The following is an 18,952-nucleotide window of genomic DNA, read 5'->3' as shown; positions in this document are numbered from 1 at the left end:
AGGGCTCCTTACAGCACTTCCGGGGCCAGCGACACGATCTTCATGAACTTCTCGGTACGCAGTTCACGCGTAACGGGTCCGAAGATGCGGGTGCCGATAGGCTCCAGCTTGGCGTTGAGCAACACGGCAGCATTGCCACCGAAACGAATCAGCGAACCGTCTTTACGGCGCACGCCCTTGGCGGTACGAACCACCACGGCATTGTAAATTTCGCCTTTCTTGACGCGTCCGCGCGGAGCCGCATCTTTGACGCTCACCTTGATGATGTCGCCGATACCGGCATAACGGCGCTTGGAGCCACCGAGCACCTTAATGCACATGACATGACGCGCACCAGTGTTATCGGCCACGTCCAGCGTGGTCTGCATTTGGATCATGATTTTTCCTGTTCCAACTTAACTGGAAATACGGTTTTCCCAACAAGGGAACACTGCAATTCCTGCCAGTTTTGGTCCCGTCAGGTCAGCCGCCCTGCTTTTTTGTCGGCAAGTCCGTACTACTGGACCAGCAACTGGTGGCAACGCAACGACCCTGGGTTGAAATCCTGCGGGTATTCCCCCCGACGCGCTCACCTAACCTTCGGCTAAGTGAATCGACAATCTGGGAAAGCTGATAATTCTAACGTGGTTAATTTTTGAGCGCAAGCACTTTGTTGGGATTGCGCACAAAAGACCACGCCCCCTGTCAAGGGGGTCGGTTTGTCGGGCCATCCGCCCCTATTTCTGGCGGTAGTAGCCCTTCTCCCAGGCGTCATGATTTGCCTTGCCGCGACGGATTTCATCCGTGAACGGTGCGGCCATGAGCACAAGGCGATTTAGCCATTTTACAGGAGCTCGGCAGGGACGCTCGAAATCCACGAAAAGCACGGCTCTGACGCCGCCGGTGTCATTGTGCACCTCGTGGGGATACAGGTCGTCAAAGACCACCGCCTGTCCTTCGCGCCAGCTATAGCGCTGGCCGCCGACTTCTATCCAGCAGCTTTCGGGCGGGTCGGGGACGACCAGGCCGAGGTGCAGGCGCAGCACGCCGTTGTACGGCCCCGTGTGCAGCGGGATGCGCTTGCCGGCTTCGAGGATGGAGAAGAAGGCAGTGCGCAGGCCCGGGATGTCCTGCAGGGCGCGCGCGGTGGACGGACATCGGGCAAGGTTGCGTTCAGAGCGCAGGCCATAGCCCAGGAAGACGAACGTCTTCCATCGGTCGTCGGAGGTGATCATGCCCACATCCGGGGAGAGTTCGTGGAAGGCCGGAAGCGCCTGGCGGTCGGCCAGCAGGCTCATCAGTTCGGCCCGAATGGCAGGCGCCCGCGCTTCGAGGGTGGCAACCCACGGGAACTGGCTGTTCTGGAATATCGGCTTGTCGCCGACCAGCGAGGCCTGCGCAATGCGCTGACGCAGCCAGTCAATGAAGCGGAAAACAACCCGCGAATAGAGGCTGGGCTTGGCGGCCGGACGCGCATCGATGGGTTGCACGATGGATATACGGATGACAGCCGAAGATTCCTCATTTTTGTCCACGGCGATGCGCTTGTCCACGGTGGCACGCGTGCCGGCACTTGGCACGCCAATGGACCCAAGCCCGCGGCGGGGATTGGCTCCTTCCACTGCGGGGAAGCTGGTTTAGACTGCCGTGGGCGACAGCGGTCGCTCTCGCCCTTGGCTACCCATTCCTATTACGCAAGGAACGACAGGCATGTATGAACAGTTGGCGCTGTATATCGACGGCGAATTCGTCGCCGGCGAGGGCAGGCGCACCCAGGACGTCATCAACCCCGCCACGCTCGAGGTGCTGGGCCAGCTGCCTCACGCCACGCAAGCCGATCTGGACCGCGCCCTTGCCGCTGCCCAGCGCGCCTTCGAATCGTGGAAGAAGTCCTCGCCCATGGACCGCTCGGCGATCCTGCGCAAGGTCGCCACGCTGTCGCGAGAGCGCGCCCAGGAGATCGGCCGCAACATGACGCTGGATCAGGGCAAGCCGCTGGCCGAAGCCGTGGGCGAAGTCACCTCCTGCGCGGAACATGCCGACTGGCACGCTGAGGAATGCCGCCGCATTTACGGACGCGTCATCCAGCCGCGCAATCCGGATGTGCGCCAGATCGTGGTGCGCGAACCCATCGGCGTCTGCGCCGCCTTCACGCCCTGGAACTTCCCGTACAACCAAGCCATCCGCAAGATCGCCGCCGCCATTGGCGCCGGCTGCACGGTCGTGCTCAAGGGTCCCGAGGACTCGCCCAGCGCGGTCATGGCGATTGCGCGCATGTTCCACGATGCGGGTCTGCCCAAGGGCTGCCTGAACATCGTCTGGGGCGAACCCGCCACCATCTCCGATTACCTGATCCGTTCGCCGATCGTGCGCAAGGTGTCGTTCACCGGCTCCGTTCCGGTCGGCAAGCAGCTTGCGGCGCTGGCAGGCGCGCACATGAAACGCGTCACCATGGAACTGGGCGGCCACTCGCCCGTGCTGGTGTTCGACGACGCGGACATCGACCGCGCCGCCGAGATGCTGGCCAAGTTCAAGGTGCGCAACGCGGGCCAGGTCTGCGTGTCGCCCACCCGCTTCTACGTGCAGGACGGCGCGTACGAGCAGTTCCTGGCGCGGTTCTCTGAGGTCCTCAAGAACATCAAGGTCGGCGACGGCCTGGAAGCCGGCACCGAGATGGGGCCGCTGGCGCATGAGCGCCGCGTGCCCGCCATGAGCGCCTTCATCGACGACGCCAAGAAGCACGGCGCCAAGGTGGTGGTGGGCGGCGGTCCGCTGGACCGCAAGGGCTTCTTCTTTGCGCCGACCGTGGTCACGGAACTGCCCGACAACGCCATGCTGATGACCGAAGAGCCGTTCGGCCCCGTGGCGCCCGTCGTCCGTTTCAAGGACACCGACGAGGTGCTGCGCCGCGCCAACAGCCTGCCCTTCGGCCTGTCCTCGTACGTGTTCACGAATTCGCTGAAGACCGCGACCAAAGTGTCCAACGGCCTGGAAGCCGGCATGGTCAACATCAATCACTTCGGCAGCGCCCTGGCCGAGACCCCCTTTGGCGGCATCAAGGACAGCGGCATCGGCAGCGAAGGCGGCACGGAGACCTTCGAGGGCTATCTGGTCACCAAGTTCATCACGCACGTCTGATCCTGCGGTCATCGCAAAGCAAAGCCCCGCACCTGGCGTGCGGGGCTTTTTTTTGTCTGTCGTGTGGCGCGGACCGGTCAGGGATTCATGACGCTGTCATGCGGCTCAGTGAGCATTGGGCCCGCTTACAAGCAGCTGACCCCAGCAGCTGACCCAAATCGCTTAACCGCGGCTGCCGCTTCCGCATGGCCAACGCCCATGCGCGACCGCCGCCGCACTGACCCGTGGATTCCGCCCTCGATGACGTTTCGCCCTTCCCGCCCCGTCCGCGCCGCAGCCTCCCTGCTGCTCGTTGCCCTGCTCGCCGCTTGCGGCGGCGACAAGGACGACGACAACACGCCACCGCCCGTCGCCGAGACGCCGCCCCCGGCCGAAACGCCCGCGCAACCGCCCGCGCCCGTGCAGGTTGCGTTCATGCCCGACATCCACTTTCACGACGTCTACGCGGACTTCAAGGACGGCTCATTCCCTGGCATCCCCAACCCGAAAGCGGGCGACAACGCGACCATCCGCACGATGTACGCGCAGCTGACGTCCACGCGCCTCTTCAACGAAAACTACTTCGCCTTCCTGGCCGCGCTGGACGACGCCGTGAAACGCGGCGTGAAGTACATCGCACTGCCGGGCGACTTCTCGGACGACGGCCAGCCTGTGCACATGCGCGGCCTGGTCAAGATCATGGACGACTATTCGAAGAAGCACGGCATCCAGTTCTTTGCCGCGCCCGGCAACCATGACCCCAACCGCCCCTTCAACCAGCCCGCGGGCAAGGGCGACTACCTTGGCCTGGATCCCGTGACGGGCGCGATCGGCTTTTCGCAGCCAATCTACAGCCGCGGCGCAAACGTATGCAACACCGCCTACAGCGGCGACTGGACGCGCATCGGCAACACCTATTGCACCGAGGAAGTGCTGCACATGGGCTACTCGGGCATTACGACCGCGCTCGAGCAGCATGGCTTCATGCCGCAGCCGCAGAACGTGTATTACGAAACCCCGTACAGCACCTACAAGTACGAAGACTACGATTACGCCACGGCGGTTTCGCAAGCCAACTGGATCAACCGTCAGTACGAGATCTGCGCCGAAGGCACCGGCGGTCCGAACAAGCCGCAGAACTACACGCTGTGCAAGATGGTGCCCGACACGTCGTACGTGGTCGAGCCCGTCGAGGGCGTGTGGCTGGTGGGCCTGGATGCCAACGTCTACGTGCCGACGGGTCCGGGCGCCCACGACTTCACCGGCTCGGGTGACCAGGGCTACAACAAGATGCTGACCCACAAGGCGCACGTCATCACGTGGCTGACCGACGTGGTGGCGCGCGGCAAGGCGCAGGGCAAGCAGGTCATCGCCTTCAGCCACTTCCCGATGTCCGAGTTCTTCAATGGCGCGTCCGACGACATCGAAGCGCTGCTGGGCGCGAACAAGATGCAGATGATCCGCCGTCCCGCGGAGAACACCACGCGCGCGCTGGCCGAGACCGGTTTGAAGGTACACGTGGGCGGCCACATGCACTTCAACGACATGGCGCTGCGCAACTACGGCGGCGACCACGCGCTCTTCAACATCCAGGCGCCCTCCATGGCCGCCTATGTGCCCGCGTACAAGCTCATGACGCTGCAGAGCGCCGATGAGATCGAAGTGCAGACCATCCGCCTGGACAAGGTGCCGCGCTTCGATGAGCTGTTCGACCTGTACCGCGCGGAAAACGCCTACACCGTGCCGCCGCGCTGGGACGTTTCCATCCTGGACGCCAAGGACTACGGCGATTTCACCTATCGCTACATGAGCGAACTGGTGCGCCTGCGCCTGCTGAACGACGACTGGCGCTGCGAGATGCGGGAGCTGGTCAAGAGCCCGCTGACGGGCGCCGACCTGCTGGCGTTGTCGCAACTGCAGACGACGGTCACGCTCAAGGAATTGGCGAACACCGGCAATCAGAACAATCTGACGCCCGCGTTCTTTGCATGCCTGTCTGACGGCGGCGGCAGCGGCGCCAGCAATCCGGCCTATGCCGCGGATGCCGCCAACGCGCAATCGCGCGCGCAAGCCTTGGCCCAGGCCAACGGCATGCAGCTGGCGGACTTCGCGCAGTGGACGGCGCTGGAGATGGCCGGGGACTTCGTGCGCCTGGCCAATGCCGGCGACCTCGCGTTTACCGATATCCCGGCGCAGCGCGCCAGCCAGTACAAGCTGCTGGCTCAAGCACTGAACCAGACCAACGCCGCGGTGCAGATGAACGGCAACAACGTCAGCGACGCCAACACGCCCGCAGACCTGTTCAAGGCGCGCTTCAAGCCGCTGATGGCGATCATGCTCAAGCTCGCCAACGGTGCGCCGTCCGAGCACATCCGCCTGGACCTGACGACCAACAGCATCGTCAACCTGTCCAACCAGCCTTCGCCGTTCTAAGCCTGATTCGAAGGTTCCGAAAGGCCGACGGCCCGCTGATCAAGCGGGCCGTTTTTGTTTGGCGGCATTGCCTGGCGCGCAACGGTCCGCGTTCACGCCTACAAGGCGCGCCCGCCCGCGCGCAGGTCCCGCGGCGTCATGCCGAAGCGCTGCTTGAACAGCCGGCTGAAATGCGAAGGATGAGAGAAACCCACCTGATACGCCAGCTCGGCGATGCCGCGATGGCGGTGCCGCACGTCCAGCAGCAGTTCGCGGCACCGGTCCAGCCGCTGCTCGAAGATGAACGACTCCACCGACAACCCACCCGCGCGCAGGATGCGGTGCAGATAGGCGACCGAGACGCCGCAGCCCTGCGCCACCCGCGCGGGAGACAGATCCGGGTCGGCGAGATGCTGGCGGATATAGGCCAGCACGCGCGCTCTGTGCGCCACTGTGACGCTGCTGTCGGCCTCCGAGACCTGTCCCTGTCCCGGCTGCACCAGGAAGAGCACGATGAGATCGATCAGGCGCTCGCCCAGTTCGGCGGCCTCGGTCTCGGACCAGCCGTCCATGCCTTTGAACAGGTGATCCATGTAGCCGGCCAGCAGCGCGCCGCGGGGCGACCCGTCGTCGGTGCGCAGCTTGTAGAAGGCGCCGATGCGTGAATCCCGCTGCGACAGTGCACTGCGCGGGAACGAGACGCTCAGGCTGCGGTAGCCCGCCGCGCCGTTCGCGGTTGCCTGATACGGCAGGCTCTGGTTCATCAGATAAACGCAGCCGGGTTCGACCTGAAATTCGCGACCCTGCTGACGCACTGCCAGCGGACCGGCCAGCGGCAGGCCGAAGGTATAGAACTCCTGATCCAGCCGCGACACGTTGCCCGGCGTGCGTTCCAGCCGCTGGCCCTGGTAATGCAGATCGTTGAATTGAAGGCTGGCGCGTCGCGCATAGCGGACATGGCCCGCGAAGTGACCGGGTTTGCCGCCATGCACCTCGAACGGCCCGAAAGCATCGGCCAGCGCGGCGCGCCACGCATCGCGCCGGTCGGCGCCGGCGCTGGCCGAAATGGCGAATTCCGTATCTGGCATGGCACGGTCTCCTGGGGGCTGCGCAAATTGATCTTGCGTCTACATATTGTTGACTCACCCTGCTGTGGGGTGGCCGGCGCATTGTGGGCGCGCTTGCCGCAAGTCTATATTCAGCCCGATAAGCACACAACCTGGACAAACCGGGAGGAGACGCATGGACGAGGCAGGGTCGGCAACCGCGCGCCATACGCCGGCGTCGCGCTATCTGCGCTGCGCAGGGCGCGAGTTGCACTACACGGACTGGGGCGCTTCTGACGCGCCGCCCATCATCATGTGGCATGGCCTGGCCCGCACCGGCCGAGACTTTGACGAGCTGGCGCAGGCACTGGCCGGCGACTACCGCGTGATCTGTCCCGACGCGATCGGGCGCGGCCTATCGCAATGGAGCCCCGATCCGGTCGCCGAGTACCGGCTCGACTTCTACGCCACGTTGGCGCGCGCCCTGCTGGACGGCCTGTCGCTGGCGCGCGTGCGCTGGGTGGGAACGTCCATGGGCGGCGCGACCGGCATGCATGCGGCCGCGACCACGTTGCGCGATCGCATTTCGCACCTGGTCGTCAACGACATCGGGCCGGAACTGCCGCAGCCTGCCATCGAGCGCATCCTGGCCTATGCCGGCAACCCGCCGGCCTTCGACACGGTGACGGAGCTCGAAGCCTGGCTGCGCGCCGCCTACAAACCCTATGGCTGGCAGAGCGACGATCAGTGGCGCCGGATGGCGGAAACGTCGGTGCGCCGGCTGCCCGACGGCCGCGTCACCGCCCATTACGATCCGGCCATCGTCGGACAGTTCAGCCATCACCCGAACGACTATGACCGGTGGGCCGGCTACGACACGCTGCGCATCCCGACGTTGCTTTTGCGCGGCGCCGAATCGGACCTGCTGCTGCCCGACGTTGCGCACGCCATGACGCAGCGCGGCCCCCGCGCACAGCGCATCGACTTTCCCGATTGCGGGCACGCCCCCGCGCTGAACGTGCCCGCCCAGATCGAACCCATCCGTCAATTTCTCGCCAGGCCGGACGACACGGCCGCGCGCGCCCACTGACACCAGGAGACTTCCATGAAACGCATTCTGCTCGCCGCCATGGCCAGCCTGTGCATGAGTTCCGCGCTGGCGGCAAAGGACTTCGTTGTCGCCCATGTCTATGACAAGACCGGCCCGCTTGAGGCTTACGCCAAGCAGACCCAGAACGGACTGATGCTGGGGCTGGAATACGCCACGCAGGGCACCATGACGGTGGCCGGGCGCAAGATCCGCGTCATCGAGAAAGACAACCAGGGCAAGCCCGATGTGGCCCGCGCGCAACTCGCGTCCGCCTATGCCGACGACAACGCCGACATCGCCGTCGGTCCGACGTCGTCGGGCGTGGCGCTGGCAATGCTGCCGATCGCGGAGGAATACGAAAAGATCCTGCTGGTGGAGCCGGCGGTGGCCGATTCCATTACCGGCGAGAAGTGGAACAAGTACATCTTCCGCACCGGACGCAACTCCTCGCAGGACGCCATCGCGAACGCCGTGGCGTTCGACCAGGAAGGCACGTCGATCGCCATGCTGGCGCAGGACTATGCCTTTGGCCGCGACGGCGTCAAAGCCTTCAAGGGCGCGCTCAAGAACGCCAAGATCGTGCACGAGGAATACCTGCCGGCCAACGCGACCGACTTCACGGCCGGCGCGCAGCGGCTGTTCGACGCGCTGAAGGACAAGCCCGGCCGCAAGATCATCTTCATCCTGTGGGCCGGCGCCGGCAATCCGTTCAAGATCGCCGATCTGGATCCCAAGCGCTACGGCATCGAGATCGCCACGGGAGGCAACACGCTGACCGCCATGACGCCGCTCAAATCCCTGGCGGGCATGGAAGGCGCCACGTATTACTACTACGGCATCCCCAAGAACCCGGTCAATGATTGGCTCGTGGCCGAGCATCAGAAGCGTTTCGGCCAACCGCCCGACTTTTTCACCGCAGGCGGCATGGCATCGGGCATCGCGATCGTTGCGGCCTTGAACAAGACTGGTGGCGATTCGGATACCGACAAGCTCATCAAGGCGATGGAAGGCATGAGCTTCGACACGCCCAAGGGCAAGATGACGTTCCGGCCCGAGGACCATCAGGCCATGCAGTCGATGTATCACTTCCGGATCAAGAACGATCCCTCGGTGCCATGGGCAGTCCAGGACCTGGTCAAGGAAATCACGCCGGACCAGATGGCCGTGCCTATCCAGAACAAGCGCTGATTCCCGCCGCTCATGCTTGAGACCCATTCGCTCACCGTTCGCTTCGGCGGTCATGTGGCGGTCAATGATGTCAGTTGCGCCTACGCGCCCGGCACCTTGACCGCCATCGTCGGCCCGAACGGCGCCGGCAAGACGACGTACTTCAATCTGATTTCGGGGCAGTTGCGCGCCAGTGCCGGCACCGTGACATTGAACGGACGCGATCTGACCACGCTGTCCGCGCCGGCCCGCATGCACGCGGGGCTAGGCCGCGCATTTCAGCTGACGCAGCTATTCCCCCGGCTGAGCGTTCACGAAAACGTGCGGCTTGCCCTGCAGTCTCGGCAACAGGGCATGGGTTGGCGCCACATCCGGTTCTGGCGCACGTGGCGCGACGATCGCGGTCTCATGGAGCGTGCCGATGCCCTGCTCGCACGCACACGGCTGACCGCCCGCCGCGACCAACCCGCCGCCGACCTGCCCCACGGCGACCAGCGCAAGCTGGAGATCGCCATGCTTATCGCGCTGGAGCCTTCGGTGTTCATGTTCGACGAACCTACCGCCGGCATGAGCGTGGATGACGTGCCCGTCGTGCTGGACCTCATCCGCGAGCTGAAGGCCGACGCGTCCAAGACCATTCTGCTCGTCGAGCACAAGATGGATGTCGTGCGCGAGCTGGCGGACCGCATCGTCGTGCTGCACAACGGGCGGCTGATGGCCGACGGCGATCCGGCCACCGTGATTGCCTCGCCCATCGTGCAGCAGGCCTACCTGGGCATCAGCGCGCAGGAGGCGGCATGACGGCGCAACCGCTTCTGGAATTGAAGGACGTGCACACGCACATCGGCGCGTATCACATCCTGCACGGCGTGAACCTGTCGGTGCCGGCATCGGCGGTCACCATGCTGCTCGGGCGCAATGGCGCGGGCAAGACGACGACGCTGCGCACCATCATGGGATTGTGGCGCGCATCGCAGGGCCAGATCTGCCTGGACGCCAAGCCGATCGGCGGACCCGGCACGCGCGCGTCGCCACCCGACATGGCGCGCATGGGCATGGCTTATGTGCCCGAGAACATGGGCATCTTCGGCGACCTGTCCGTGAAGGAGAACATCCTGCTCGCGGCACGCCTTGCCAGAAATGCCGCGCAACTGGACACCGCCCGGCTGGAATGGATCTTCGGGTTCTTTCCGGCGTTGAAGAAGTTCTGGCTGCACCCCGCCGGCAAACTGTCGGGCGGGCAGAAGCAGATGCTGGCGATGGCGCGCGCGATCATCGAGCCGCGGCGCCTGCTGCTGGTCGACGAACCCAGCAAGGGTCTGGCGCCGGCCATCATCCAGAACATGATCGACGCGTTCATCGAACTCAAACAGTCCAGCACCACCATCCTGCTGGTCGAACAGAACTTCAACTTTGCCCGCCGCGTTGGCGACTACGCGGCAATCATGGACAACGGCCAGGTCGTGCACGCAGGCGCCATGGCCGACCTGGCCGCGGACGAGGCGCTGCAGACACGCCTTTTGGGCCTGTCACTGGGAAGCCACCAATGAGCACGCTGGACATCGAAGCGCCGCTGCCGCGCGCACGCGCCGACCTCATGCCTGTGCTGCTGGTGCTGGCGCTGGCGGTCATCGCATTGCCCCTGGTCGGGTCGTTTTCCACCTGGGTCACGCTGACCTTCGCCGGGCTGGCGATGGGCATGATCATCTTCATCGTGGCGTCGGGCATGACGCTCGTCTTCGGCCTGATGGACGTGCTCAATTTCGGCCACGGCCTGTTCATTGCCATCGGCGCCTACATGGCGGCCACCGTGCTGGGTTCCATGGCTGACTGGACGCAGTCCGGCAGCCTGTGGACCAATCTGGTCGCCGTGCTGCCAGCCATGATCGTGGGCATGCTGGTGGCGGGCGCCGTGGGCCTGGCGTTTGAGCGCGTGATCGTGCGGCCGGTCTACGGCCAGCATCTGAAGCAGATCCTCATCACGATGGGCGGCATGATCATCGGCGAAGAGATCATCAAGATGATGTGGGGACCGCAAACGATCACGTTGCCGTTGCCCGAATCCCTGCGCGGCGCGTTCCTGCTGGGCGACGCCGCCATCGAGAAGTATCGCGTGGTGGCGCTGGTGGTCGGCCTGATCGTGCTGGGCGGCATGCTGTGGGTGTTGAACCGCACCAAGCTTGGCCTGCTGATCCGCGCCGGCGTCGAAGACCGTGAGATGGTCGAAAGCCTGGGCTACCGGATCCGGCATCTGTTTGTCGGGGTGTTCGTTGCCGGGTCGATGCTGGCCGGATTGGGCGGCGTGTTGTGGGGGATGTACCAGCAATCCATCGTGCCGCAGTTGGGCGCGCAGGTGAACGTGCTGATCTTCATCGTCATCATGATCGGCGGCCTGGGCTCCACGGTGGGCTGCCTGATCGGCGCGCTGCTGGTCGGGCTGATGGCCAACTACACCGGCTTTCTGATGCCGAAGGCCGCCCTCTTCTCGAACATCGCGCTGATGGTCGCCATTTTGCTGTGGCGCCCGCAAGGCGTGTACCCCGTCACGAACCGCTAGGAGCCGCCGACATGTCGTTTCGCCTGCTTTCCGGCGATCCTCCGCGCAGCGCGATCCTGGCGCTGCTGCTCATGGCAATCGTGGCCGCGCTGGCCGCGGCGCCCTTCCTGTTTCCCGGCCCCAAGGCATTGGCCGTCGCGGCGAAGATCCTCGTCTTCATCGTCCTGGTTGCCAGCTACGACCTGCTGCTGGGATACACCGGCATCGTCAGCTTCGCGCACACCATGTTCTTTGGCATTGGCGCGTACGGCGTGGCGATCGCCAGCATACGCATGGAACCCGGCTGGACGGCGGTGTTTGCCGGGACCGCGGCCGGACTGGCCGTGTCGCTCGCCTTCGCCTTGCTGATCGGCCTGGCCAGTCTGCGCGTGCGCGCCATTTTCTACGCGATGATCACCTTGGCCGTCGCTGCGGCGTTTCAGACGCTGGTGTCGCAGTTGTCGGAATTGACCGGTGGCGAGGATGGCCTGAACTTCAAGGTTCCGCAGATGTTGCGACCGGCGTTCCGTCCGCTTTCTGAACCCCTGTTTGGCGTCACAGTCGACGGACGGATCATCACTTACTACCTGATCGCGGCGGTCTGCGTGGTGCTCTTCCTGATGTTGCTGCGCATCGTGAATTCGCCGTTCGGCCGCGTGCTGCAGGCGATTCGCGAGAATCCTTTCCGCGCCGAAGCGATCGGCTACCGCACGGTGCTTTACCGCAGCCTGTCGAACCTGCTTGCGGCGGCGTTCGCGACCTTGGCGGGCGCGCTGTATGCGCTTTGGCTGCGCTACAACGGCCCGGACACGACGTTGTCGTTCGAGATCATGCTCAACATCCTGCTGATGGTCGTGATCGGCGGAATGGGCACCATGTACGGCGCAGTGGTCGGTGCGAGCCTGTTCGTGTTCGCGCAGAGCTATCTGCAGGACGGCTTGCATGCCGTGCATGAGGTCGTGGCGGGCATCCCCCCGCTGGCCCTGCTGTTCGAGCCGGACCGCTGGCTGCTCTGGCTCGGAATTCTGTTCGTGCTGTCGGTGTATTACTTTCCGACCGGCGTCGCCGGACGGCTGCGGGAGTTTGCTCGGCGCCCATAGGCAGTGCCGCGGAACAACATCGCGTTCTGCGCGTCTGTCATCCGGCCTCAGGCCCTGGGCTAGCGTCCGCCCTGCCTGAGCGTATCGGCACCACGCCTCAACTCATCGACGCGCCGCTGCATGTCGTCCACACTGCGCTGCGTCTGACTGCTGGTGCGATTCAGTTGAGAACCCGACGGCGTGGGCATCAAGGGCGGCATGGTCATCTGACCGCCAGGGGTCAGCGGAATCATGGCCGGTGGGTGCGGATCCGCATGTGGCGGCGGGGCGTTCAGCACGCGCTCCAACACCTTCAGCTGGTCTCGCTGCGCCTGCAATGCGCGTTCCTGGTCCAGCAAACTCTGCTCGTCCTCGTCTTCGGTACCGAAGATGGCGGCATGATCTTTGGATCTGCCATCCAATTGAACTCGCGGATCCGGCCCGGCATTGAGCAGTTGCTTGCCGAGCGTCGTTGCATCCATCGGCGGTGGCGTGGAACCGCGCGCCGCAGGCGGAGCACCCTCGGTTGCGCTCGCGCCACGTACGCCGGCAGCGGAGCTTGGCAACATCGGAGCGGGAAACGTGCCGGCAATGGCAGCCTCGCCCGCACCAGGCGCGGCGCTGGCGGCGGACGGCATGGGCGCGCCTCGCTCCTGCGCGAACGCGGCGCCGGCGGCCATTGCCATCAAGCACGCGATGGCGACGGCAAGCCCGGCTGATTTGCGGACGATGACCATGCTTCCCTACAGAATTCCCAAATACGACACATAAAAAAACGGCAAGGGTTTTGGCCCTTGCCGTTTTATATCAGAACGGCGAACCGTTCCGAGGTGCAGCTTTCACTTAGATGATACGTGCGGCTTCAACCAGACGCACCACACGCCACGACTTCGAGCGCGAGATGGGACGGCCTTCAGCGATTTCAACCGTATCGCCTTCGTTGTACTGGTTCGATTCATCGTGCGCCTTGTACTTCGCGGAACGCATGATGATCTTGCCAAAGATGGGGTGCTTGACGCGGCGCTCAACCAGAACGACGACAGTCTTGTCCATCTTGTTGCTGACGACCTTGCCAACCAGCGTGCGCTGGCGCTTGGCCACTTGGGTGTTTTGAGTTTCGCTCATCTTTATTTCCCTGCCTTCTCGGTCAGCAAGGTGCGGACGCGAGCGATGTCGCGGCGCACGTTGCGCAGCTGGCTGGTGTTGGCCAGTTGCTGCGTGGCTTTCTGCATGCGCAGACCGAATTGGGCCTTCAGCAGGCTTTCGAGCTCTTTGCCGAGCTCGGCGGCGTCTTTCGAACGGAGTTCGCTAGCTTTCATGTTAGTACTCCTTAAGCACCGATATGACGCGCGACGAACGTGGTCGAAATCGGCAGCTTGGCAGCGGCCAGGCGGAAAGCTTCACGCGCGAGCTCTTCGCTAACCCCTTCCATTTCGTAGAGCACCTTGCCGGGCTGGATTTCAGCAACCCAGTACTCCGGGTTGCCCTTACCGTTACCCATACGGACTTCGGCAGGCTTCTGCGAGATGGGCTTATCCGGGAAAATGCGAATCCAGATACGGCCGCCACGCTTGATGTGACGATTGATGGCGCGACGAGCAGCTTCGATCTGACGGGCGGTCAGACGGCCACGGCCGGTAGCCTTCAGGCCGAACTCGCCGAACGACACGTGGGTGCCACGAGTCGCCAGACCGGTGTTGCGGCCCTTCTGCTCTTTGCGATACTTTCTGCGGGAGGGTTGCAGCATGGTTATTCTCCTTCAGGCGCCGGAGCAGCGTCCGCCTTGCGGGGAGCGCGGCCACGACCACCCGGACGACCGGTGCGAGCACCGTCCGGACGATCACCACGCGGAGCGCGGCGCGGACGACGTTCTTCTTCACGCGGGGCTGCGGTTTCCGGCGGCAATTCGCCGTTGGCCAGCATGTCGCCCTTGTAGACCCAGACCTTGATGCCGATCACGCCGTACGTGGTGTGGGCTTCGGAGGTGCCGTAGTCGATGTTGGCCTTGAGGGTGTGCAGCGGCACACGGCCTTCGCGATACCACTCGGTGCGAGCAATTTCGATACCGTTCAGACGGCCCGAGCTCATGATCTTGATGCCTTGGGCACCCAGACGCATGGCGTTCTGCATCGCGCGCTTCATGGCGCGGCGGAACATGATGCGCTTCTCGAGCTGTTGCGAGATCGAGTCGGCGATCAGTTGAGCATCGGTTTCCGGCTTGCGGATTTCTTCGATGTTGACGTGCACGGGCACGCCCATCAGACGCTGCAGATCAGCCTTCAGGCTTTCGATGTCTTCGCCGCGCTTGCCGATCACCACGCCCGGACGAGCCGAGTAGACGGTGATGCGGGCATTCTTGGCGGGACGCTCGATGATCACGCGACCAACGGAGGCGCTCTTGAGCTTCTTCTTCAGGTACTCGCGAACGCGAATGTCTTCGGCCAGCATCGAGCCGAAGGCCTTGTCGTCGGCGAACCAACGCGAGGACCAATTACGGGTGACCGCGAGACGGAACCCAGTGGGGTGAATTTTCTGACCCATCGTGACTCCTTAAGCTCCGACCTTGACCGTGATGTGGCAGGTCTGCTTCTCGATACGGTTGCCGCGGCCCTTGGCGCGAGCGGAGAAGCGCTTCATCGACTGAGCCTTGTCCACGAAGATCGTGGTGACTTTCAGTTCGTCGATGTCGGCGCCGTCGTTGTGCTCGGCGTTGGCGATGGCGGACTCGACAGCCTTCTTCAGGATGACGGCAGCCTTCTTCGGCGAGAAGGTGAGGATTTCCAGCGCACGGCCGACCTTCTGGCCACGGATCAGGTCCGCAACCAAACGGGTCTTCTGAGCGGAGATGTGAACCCCACGGATAATGGCAGTAGTTTCCATCGCTTACCTCTTCGCCTTCTTGTCCGCGGCGTGACCCTTGAACGTACGGGTCAGCGCGAACTCGCCCAGCTTGTGACCGACCATGTTCTCGTTGATATAAACGGGAACATGCTGCTTGCCGTTGTGCACAGCGATCGTCAGACCGATGAACTCGGGCAGGATCGTGGAACGACGCGACCAGGTCTTGATCGGCTTCTTGTCTTTGCCCGCAACGGCCGTGTCCACCTTTTTGATCAGGTGAGCATCGACAAACGGGCCTTTCTTGATCGAACGTGACATAGTGTTCGCCTCTTACTTGCGCTTGCGCCGTTGGACGATCATATTGTTCGTCCGCTTGTTGCGACGGGTCTTGTAACCCTTCGACGGAGTGCCCCACGGGCTGACCGGCTCGCGTGCTTCACCGGTACGGCCTTCGCCGCCACCGTGCGGGTGATCCACCGGGTTCATGGCGACGCCACGAACGGTCGGGCGGACACCGCGCCAACGCATTGCACCGGCCTTGCCGATTTGGCGCAGGCTGTGTTCTTCGTTACCGACTTCACCGATGGTGGCGCGGCATTCGATGTGCACACGGCGGACTTCACCCGAGCGCAGACGCACCTGAGCGTAGATGCCTTCGCGAGCCAGCAGGACGGCGGAAGCGCCAGCCGAGCGGACCATCTGGGCACCCTTGCCGGGGAGCATTTCGACGCAGTGGATCGTCGTACCGACCGGGATGTTGCGGATCGGCAGCGTGTTGCCAGCGCGGATCGGAGCATCGGTGCCCGACAGCACGGTCGCACCGACTTCCAGGCCACGGGGAGCGATGATGTAACGACGTTCGCCGTCGGCGTAGCACAGCAGAGCGATGTGCGCCGTACGGTTGGGGTCATATTCCAGACGCTCGACCTTTGCCGGGATGCCGTCCTTATCGCGACGGAAGTCGACGATACGGTAGTGCTGCTTGTGACCACCGCCACGATGACGGATCGTGATGTGACCGTTGTTGTTACGGCCAGAACCACGGGTCTTCTTTTCGAGCAGCGGCGCGTAGGGCTCACCCTTGTGCAGGTTCGGGCTGACAACCTTCACCATGCCACGGCGGCCAGCCGAAGTCGGCTTAACTTTTACGAGGGCCATTTACTTCACCTCCGCAAAGTCGATTTCCTGGCCGTCCTTGAGCGAGACGTAAGCCTTGCGCTCATTACGGCGACGGCCAACGAATCGGCCAAAGCGCTTGACTTTGCCCTTACGGTTGAGGACCTGCACGGACTCGACCTGCACCTTGAAGAGCAGTTCGACGGCAGCCTTGATTTCCGGCTTGGTAGCGTCAGCCACGACACGGAAAGCGACTTGCTGATTCTTCTCAGCGACGAACGTGGCCTTTTCGGTCACGATCGGAGCCAGAATGACTTGCATCAAGCGTTCAGCGTTCATCCCAGCATCTCCTCGAGTTGAGCGATGGCCGGCTTGGTGATCAGCACTTTCTTGTAGTGGACCAGCGACAACGGATCGGCATAACGGGGCTCGACAACGGCAACGTGCGGCAGGTTGCGGGTGGCGAGGTAAACATTTTCATCGACGCTGTCGGTGATGATCAGGACCGAGTCCAGGCCCAGGCTCTTCAGCTTTGCAGCGGCAGCCTTGGTCTTGGGCGATTCCAGATCAAACGATTCAACGACGGCGATGCGGTCTTCGCGAGCGAGCTGCGACAGGATCGAGCGGATCCCGGCGCGGTACATCTTCTTGTTGACCTTCTGGCTGAAGTTCTCTTCGGGCGAGTTCGGGAAAGTCCGACCACCACCACGCCACAGCGGCGACGAAGTCATACCAGCGCGAGCGCGGCCGGTACCCTTTTGACGCCAGGGCTTCTTGGTGGAGTGCTTGACTTCCGTACGGTCCTTCTGAGCACGATTGCCGGAACGCGCGTTGGCTTGGAAAGCCACGACGATCTGGTGAATCAGCGCTTCGTTGAAGTCACGGCCGAAGATCGTGTCCGGCGCGCTGAACGTAGCAGCGGCCTGACCTTGGTCGTTCAGGAGCTTGAGATCCATTTACTTACGCTCCCTTCTTGGCCGGGGCCTTGATGGCCGGGCGCACAACGATGTCGGCGCCAGCGTGGCCGGGGACAGCGCCCTTGACCAGCAGCAGGCCGCGCTCAACGTCAACGCGAACGACGTCGAGGTTTTGAACGGTGCGGGTGACGTCACCCAGGTGACCGGCCATGCGCTTACCCGGGAAAATGCGGCCCGGATCTTGTGCTTGACCAATCGAGCCCGGAACGCGGTGCGAACGGGAGTTACCGTGCGACGCGCGCTGCGAACCGAAGTTGTGACGCTTGATGGTACCGGCGAAGCCTTTACCAATGGTCGTGCCCGTGACGTCGACCTGTTGGCCGGCTTCGAACACGGATTCCACGGCGATCACGGAACCGGCCGCAAATTCAGCGGCGCGAGCGGGATCAAGGCGGAATTCTTTGAGGATGCTACCGGCTTCAGCGCCGGCCTTGGCGTAGTGGCCCGTTTGCGGCTGAGCCACACGCGAGGCACGACGAGTGCCATAAGCCACCTGGATGGCGGCGTAGCCGTCGGTTTCCAGCGACTTAACTTGGGTCACGCGGTTGTTGGACACGTCCAGCACGGTCACCGGGATGGATTCACCTTCCTCGGTAAAAATGCGGGTCATGCCGACCTTGCGACCCACCAGCCCCAGCCGGTGAGCGGCGGGCGTGGGTGTCGAATTCGACATCGTTTTCTCCATTCCCGACTGCGATTGGTCGGGGCTAATCAGGCAAAAGGTAACGGCCTTTGCCCTACGACTATGTTCAACCTGGATTAGGCGCAGCGCCCTCAAACAGCAAGGTGGCTTGGGCTTTGTCCATAGTTAGACTTGCCACAAAATGGCAAGCTTCGCATATTAGCATGTTTTTTCTAAGCGGCACAAGCACTTAGCGGATTCAGGCCATGCCTCGGTGGGCATTTTTGCCACGGTTTGCGCGGCCTGGCGGGCATGCTGCCTTTCAGCGTCGTTTGAGCAGGTAGTGAGCACATGCTTACATGCTCTTTCGGGCCGGAACGCGAAAACAAAATGGCCGCAGTCCCGAGGGAGTGCGGCCATTTTTTTACGAACCTGCCGGCGAAGGTAGCAGGCCCGGAGCGTCTTACTGCAGCGCGATTTCGACGTCGACGCCGGCCGGCAGGTCCAGACGCATCAGGGCGTCAACGGTCTTGTCGGTGGGATCAACGATGTCCATCAGGCGCTGATGGGTACGGATTTCGAACTGGTCACGCGACGTCTTGTTGACGTGCGGCGAACGCAGAACGTCGTAGCGACGGATACGCGTGGGCAGCGGCACCGGACCGCGGACGACAGCGCCCGTGCGCTTGGCGGTGTCGACGATTTCGGCGGCCGATTGATCGATCAGCTTGTAATCGAAGGCTTTCAAGCGGATGCGGATCTTTTGGTTTTTCATGGCGTTTCCTAAAGAACGAGACGCGAGGGCGGGATCACGCCCTCGCTGGTTGGGTGCTGCTTAATAGATCCGAATTACTTCAGGATCTTGGCGACGACGCCGGCGCCGACGGTACGACCGCCTTCACGGATGGCGAAACGCAGACCTTCTTCCATGGCGATCGGGGCCAGCAGCTTGACGGTCATCGTCACGTTG

At 63.3% G+C, this 18,952-nt stretch carries 23 protein-coding genes and 1 pseudogene; 8 read left to right on the top strand and 16 right to left on the bottom strand.

Annotated features, from left to right (window positions below; translation table 11 throughout):
• Positions 1 to 8: 8 nt before the first annotated feature.
• Both rplN and MHZ91_RS26020 read right to left on the bottom strand, forming a co-directional pair.
• The gene (gene rplN / locus MHZ91_RS26025) at positions 9 to 377 is read right to left on the bottom strand and encodes a 50S ribosomal protein L14 (protein ID WP_006216531.1); all 369 of its coding nucleotides are present in this window, start codon (positions 375 to 377) and stop codon (positions 9 to 11) included.
• Positions 378 to 716: 339 nt separating this feature from the next.
• Positions 717 to 1,469 (bottom strand): aspartyl/asparaginyl beta-hydroxylase domain-containing protein, encoded by a 753-nt coding sequence (locus tag MHZ91_RS26020; protein WP_239216371.1) that lies wholly within the window; start codon positions 1,467 to 1,469, stop codon positions 717 to 719.
• Positions 1,470 to 1,689: 220 nt separating this feature from the next.
• Between MHZ91_RS26020 and MHZ91_RS26015 the strand changes: the two genes are divergently transcribed.
• Positions 1,690 to 3,117: an NAD-dependent succinate-semialdehyde dehydrogenase gene (locus MHZ91_RS26015; RefSeq protein ID WP_175124782.1), complete on the top strand. Its 1,428-nt coding sequence runs from the start codon at positions 1,690 to 1,692 to the stop codon at positions 3,115 to 3,117.
• 240 nt (positions 3,118 to 3,357) lie between these two features.
• Positions 3,358 to 5,529 (top strand): metallophosphoesterase, encoded by a 2,172-nt coding sequence (locus MHZ91_RS26010; RefSeq protein ID WP_239216355.1) that lies wholly within the window; start codon positions 3,358 to 3,360, stop codon positions 5,527 to 5,529.
• A 98-nt stretch (positions 5,530 to 5,627) separates the two neighbouring features.
• Here MHZ91_RS26010 and MHZ91_RS26005 read toward each other — a convergent pair whose 3' ends face one another.
• Entirely contained in the window at positions 5,628 to 6,596 is a 969-nt protein-coding gene (locus MHZ91_RS26005; protein ID WP_175136924.1) for a helix-turn-helix domain-containing protein, read from the bottom strand.
• 154 nt (positions 6,597 to 6,750) lie between these two features.
• Here MHZ91_RS26005 and MHZ91_RS26000 point away from each other — a divergent pair, with 154 nt between their 5' ends.
• From MHZ91_RS26000 to MHZ91_RS25975, 6 genes are read left to right on the top strand one after another with little or no spacing between them, the layout of a single operon-like run.
• Positions 6,751 to 7,644 carry an alpha/beta fold hydrolase gene (locus MHZ91_RS26000; RefSeq protein WP_239216354.1) on the top strand — a complete coding sequence of 298 codons (894 nt, stop codon included), beginning with the start codon at positions 6,751 to 6,753 and terminating at the stop codon, positions 7,642 to 7,644.
• Positions 7,645 to 7,659: 15 nt separating this feature from the next.
• Positions 7,660 to 8,832, top strand: a complete 1,173-nt coding sequence (locus MHZ91_RS25995; RefSeq protein WP_056571020.1) for a substrate-binding domain-containing protein — start codon at positions 7,660 to 7,662, stop codon at positions 8,830 to 8,832.
• Between the two features lie 12 nt (positions 8,833 to 8,844).
• Positions 8,845 to 9,612, top strand: coding sequence for an ABC transporter ATP-binding protein (locus MHZ91_RS25990; protein ID WP_175136927.1), 768 nt, complete (start codon positions 8,845 to 8,847; stop codon positions 9,610 to 9,612).
• Positions 9,609 to 10,361, top strand: coding sequence for an ABC transporter ATP-binding protein (locus MHZ91_RS25985; protein ID WP_175136928.1), 753 nt, complete (start codon positions 9,609 to 9,611; stop codon positions 10,359 to 10,361). Before MHZ91_RS25990 ends, MHZ91_RS25985 begins: the two co-directional genes overlap by 4 nt.
• Complete coding sequence (locus tag MHZ91_RS25980; protein ID WP_239216353.1) at positions 10,358 to 11,368, top strand: branched-chain amino acid ABC transporter permease; 1,011 nt, start codon at positions 10,358 to 10,360, stop codon at positions 11,366 to 11,368. The genes MHZ91_RS25985 and MHZ91_RS25980 overlap by 4 nt, the downstream gene beginning before the upstream one ends.
• Positions 11,369 to 11,379: 11 nt before the next feature.
• Complete coding sequence (locus MHZ91_RS25975; RefSeq protein ID WP_239216352.1) at positions 11,380 to 12,447, top strand: branched-chain amino acid ABC transporter permease; 1,068 nt, start codon at positions 11,380 to 11,382, stop codon at positions 12,445 to 12,447.
• 59 nt (positions 12,448 to 12,506) lie between these two features.
• Here the strand turns inward: MHZ91_RS25975 and MHZ91_RS25970 are convergent, their stop codons facing one another.
• The 13 genes and pseudogenes from MHZ91_RS25970 to MHZ91_RS25910 form a co-directional block, all read right to left on the bottom strand.
• Complete coding sequence (locus MHZ91_RS25970) at positions 12,507 to 13,163, bottom strand: hypothetical protein (RefSeq protein WP_239216351.1); 657 nt, start codon at positions 13,161 to 13,163, stop codon at positions 12,507 to 12,509.
• A gap of 106 nt (positions 13,164 to 13,269) precedes the next feature.
• Positions 13,270 to 13,551, bottom strand: coding sequence for a 30S ribosomal protein S17 (rpsQ, locus tag MHZ91_RS25965; RefSeq protein ID WP_006216549.1), 282 nt, complete (start codon positions 13,549 to 13,551; stop codon positions 13,270 to 13,272).
• 2 nt (positions 13,552 to 13,553) lie between these two features.
• Positions 13,554 to 13,745, bottom strand: coding sequence for a 50S ribosomal protein L29 (gene rpmC / locus MHZ91_RS25960; protein ID WP_003806912.1), 192 nt, complete (start codon positions 13,743 to 13,745; stop codon positions 13,554 to 13,556).
• A gap of 11 nt (positions 13,746 to 13,756) precedes the next feature.
• Entirely contained in the window at positions 13,757 to 14,173 is a 417-nt protein-coding gene (gene rplP, locus MHZ91_RS25955; protein WP_006389610.1) for a 50S ribosomal protein L16, read from the bottom strand.
• A gap of 2 nt (positions 14,174 to 14,175) precedes the next feature.
• The gene (gene rpsC / locus MHZ91_RS25950; RefSeq protein ID WP_008168950.1) at positions 14,176 to 14,967 is read right to left on the bottom strand and encodes a 30S ribosomal protein S3; all 792 of its coding nucleotides are present in this window, start codon (positions 14,965 to 14,967) and stop codon (positions 14,176 to 14,178) included.
• A 9-nt stretch (positions 14,968 to 14,976) separates the two neighbouring features.
• Positions 14,977 to 15,306: a 50S ribosomal protein L22 gene (gene rplV / locus MHZ91_RS25945; protein ID WP_006227021.1), complete on the bottom strand. Its 330-nt coding sequence runs from the start codon at positions 15,304 to 15,306 to the stop codon at positions 14,977 to 14,979.
• Positions 15,307 to 15,309: 3 nt separating this feature from the next.
• Positions 15,310 to 15,585 (bottom strand): 30S ribosomal protein S19, encoded by a 276-nt coding sequence (gene rpsS, locus MHZ91_RS25940; RefSeq protein WP_006216555.1) that lies wholly within the window; start codon positions 15,583 to 15,585, stop codon positions 15,310 to 15,312.
• Positions 15,586 to 15,597: 12 nt separating this feature from the next.
• The gene (rplB, locus tag MHZ91_RS25935) at positions 15,598 to 16,425 is read right to left on the bottom strand and encodes a 50S ribosomal protein L2 (RefSeq protein ID WP_056327037.1); all 828 of its coding nucleotides are present in this window, start codon (positions 16,423 to 16,425) and stop codon (positions 15,598 to 15,600) included.
• Complete coding sequence (rplW, locus tag MHZ91_RS25930) at positions 16,426 to 16,722, bottom strand: 50S ribosomal protein L23 (protein ID WP_006216557.1); 297 nt, start codon at positions 16,720 to 16,722, stop codon at positions 16,426 to 16,428.
• Positions 16,719 to 17,339 carry a 50S ribosomal protein L4 gene (gene rplD, locus MHZ91_RS25925; protein WP_008168948.1) on the bottom strand — a complete coding sequence of 207 codons (621 nt, stop codon included), beginning with the start codon at positions 17,337 to 17,339 and terminating at the stop codon, positions 16,719 to 16,721. Before rplD ends, rplW begins: the two co-directional genes overlap by 4 nt.
• Before the next feature lie 4 nt (positions 17,340 to 17,343).
• A complete protein-coding gene (gene rplC, locus MHZ91_RS25920; RefSeq protein WP_008168945.1) occupies positions 17,344 to 18,033 on the bottom strand; it encodes a 50S ribosomal protein L3 in 690 nt (229 codons plus the stop codon).
• A gap of 412 nt (positions 18,034 to 18,445) precedes the next feature.
• The gene (gene rpsJ / locus MHZ91_RS25915) at positions 18,446 to 18,757 is read right to left on the bottom strand and encodes a 30S ribosomal protein S10 (protein ID WP_003806903.1); all 312 of its coding nucleotides are present in this window, start codon (positions 18,755 to 18,757) and stop codon (positions 18,446 to 18,448) included.
• A 74-nt stretch (positions 18,758 to 18,831) separates the two neighbouring features.
• Positions 18,832 to 18,952: pseudogene (locus MHZ91_RS25910) on the bottom strand (elongation factor Tu); the annotation flags it as partial.

The sequence above is a fragment of the Achromobacter sp. ACRQX genome (genome assembly GCF_022346505.1).
GTDB lineage: Bacteria > Pseudomonadota > Gammaproteobacteria > Burkholderiales > Burkholderiaceae_B > Achromobacter > Achromobacter animicus.
Note: the sequence above shows the minus strand (reverse complement) of the source record. Positions and strands in the feature narration are given on the sequence as shown.

Excerpts from the sequence above, each read along its gene's own strand:
- rplN (WP_006216531.1), bottom strand. The coding sequence starts at position 377 with ATGATCCAAATGCAGACCACGCTGGACGTGGCCGATAACACTGGTGCG.
- MHZ91_RS26015 (WP_175124782.1), top strand. The coding sequence starts at position 1,690 with ATGTATGAACAGTTGGCGCTGTATATCGACGGCGAATTCGTCGCCGGC.
- MHZ91_RS26010 (WP_239216355.1), top strand. The coding sequence starts at position 3,358 with ATGACGTTTCGCCCTTCCCGCCCCGTCCGCGCCGCAGCCTCCCTGCTG.
- MHZ91_RS26005 (WP_175136924.1), bottom strand. The coding sequence starts at position 6,596 with ATGCCAGATACGGAATTCGCCATTTCGGCCAGCGCCGGCGCCGACCGG.
- MHZ91_RS26000 (WP_239216354.1), top strand. The coding sequence starts at position 6,751 with ATGGACGAGGCAGGGTCGGCAACCGCGCGCCATACGCCGGCGTCGCGC.
- MHZ91_RS25995 (WP_056571020.1), top strand. The coding sequence starts at position 7,660 with ATGAAACGCATTCTGCTCGCCGCCATGGCCAGCCTGTGCATGAGTTCC.
- MHZ91_RS25990 (WP_175136927.1), top strand. The coding sequence starts at position 8,845 with ATGCTTGAGACCCATTCGCTCACCGTTCGCTTCGGCGGTCATGTGGCG.
- MHZ91_RS25985 (WP_175136928.1), top strand. The coding sequence starts at position 9,609 with ATGACGGCGCAACCGCTTCTGGAATTGAAGGACGTGCACACGCACATC.
- MHZ91_RS25980 (WP_239216353.1), top strand. The coding sequence starts at position 10,358 with ATGAGCACGCTGGACATCGAAGCGCCGCTGCCGCGCGCACGCGCCGAC.
- MHZ91_RS25975 (WP_239216352.1), top strand. The coding sequence starts at position 11,380 with ATGTCGTTTCGCCTGCTTTCCGGCGATCCTCCGCGCAGCGCGATCCTG.
- MHZ91_RS25970 (WP_239216351.1), bottom strand. The coding sequence starts at position 13,163 with ATGGTCATCGTCCGCAAATCAGCCGGGCTTGCCGTCGCCATCGCGTGC.
- rpsQ (WP_006216549.1), bottom strand. The coding sequence starts at position 13,551 with ATGAGCGAAACTCAAAACACCCAAGTGGCCAAGCGCCAGCGCACGCTG.
- rpmC (WP_003806912.1), bottom strand. The coding sequence starts at position 13,745 with ATGAAAGCTAGCGAACTCCGTTCGAAAGACGCCGCCGAGCTCGGCAAA.
- rplP (WP_006389610.1), bottom strand. The coding sequence starts at position 14,173 with ATGCTGCAACCCTCCCGCAGAAAGTATCGCAAAGAGCAGAAGGGCCGC.
- rpsC (WP_008168950.1), bottom strand. The coding sequence starts at position 14,967 with ATGGGTCAGAAAATTCACCCCACTGGGTTCCGTCTCGCGGTCACCCGT.
- rplV (WP_006227021.1), bottom strand. The coding sequence starts at position 15,306 with ATGGAAACTACTGCCATTATCCGTGGGGTTCACATCTCCGCTCAGAAG.
- rpsS (WP_006216555.1), bottom strand. The coding sequence starts at position 15,585 with ATGTCACGTTCGATCAAGAAAGGCCCGTTTGTCGATGCTCACCTGATC.
- rplB (WP_056327037.1), bottom strand. The coding sequence starts at position 16,425 with ATGGCCCTCGTAAAAGTTAAGCCGACTTCGGCTGGCCGCCGTGGCATG.
- rplW (WP_006216557.1), bottom strand. The coding sequence starts at position 16,722 with ATGAACGCTGAACGCTTGATGCAAGTCATTCTGGCTCCGATCGTGACC.
- rplD (WP_008168948.1), bottom strand. The coding sequence starts at position 17,339 with ATGGATCTCAAGCTCCTGAACGACCAAGGTCAGGCCGCTGCTACGTTC.
- rplC (WP_008168945.1), bottom strand. The coding sequence starts at position 18,033 with ATGTCGAATTCGACACCCACGCCCGCCGCTCACCGGCTGGGGCTGGTG.
- rpsJ (WP_003806903.1), bottom strand. The coding sequence starts at position 18,757 with ATGAAAAACCAAAAGATCCGCATCCGCTTGAAAGCCTTCGATTACAAG.